Source organism: Vibrio sp. 10N.222.48.A3 (genome assembly GCF_041475345.1).
Lineage (GTDB): Bacteria > Pseudomonadota > Gammaproteobacteria > Enterobacterales > Vibrionaceae > Vibrio > Vibrio tasmaniensis_A.
In genome coordinates, this window is record NZ_JBFRVX010001332.1 from 1 (window position 1) to 672 (window position 672).

1 pseudogene is annotated in these 672 nt (G+C 44.8%); it reads left to right on the top strand.

The features are described 5' to 3' along the window. Positions 1-45: 45 nt before the first annotated feature. Positions 46-672: pseudogene (locus AB4653_RS26130) on the top strand (phospholipase); the annotation flags it as partial.

A 672-nucleotide genomic window follows, 5' to 3' on the forward strand; every position in this document is an offset into this window, starting at 1 on the left:
TGACTACGTTATTCTAGACATAAATCAATAAGGATAACGTAAACGATGAAAACTCAATGGACTTGCCTGAGTGCAATACTTGCATCAGCTTCATTCATTTCAACCTCGGCTATTGCAGATACCGATGTGTACCTGACCAATAACACGAGCCAAGTAATGACGATTCAAACCAATCACACGGGTACCGACCAGCTTCAATTCGGTGATGAGTGGCAGCAACATGTTGAGCAAATTGGCCCGTGGGAAACCCAAAAGCTGATCAGTTTCAACCGCTGGACAGGCGTGAAGTCCGGTAAGACATACAAGTTTGACACAGTAGTCTCAAATTCTATTGGGGAGAGCGTCACACTTAATCAAACCATGGAAGGACATTGGTACAACTCAACACTGCAACACGGTTTGAGCGCCGCAGACGTCGACTTAACACTGCATGATGATCGTAATATTCATCGTAATTCAACCGATGCTTTTGATGTGAACACTGAACTTGCCTTCAAAGCTGATAACACCGCTCGCTACGATGATATTTATTACACCATCACTCCACCAAAAGTGGATGAGCAACCAGAGCCAGATGCCAATACACTCAAAGTCATGACTTATAACATCTGGGCACTGCCTGCCATCGCTTCGCATATTGGTGACCGCTATGACCTGATCCCTCAATACGTA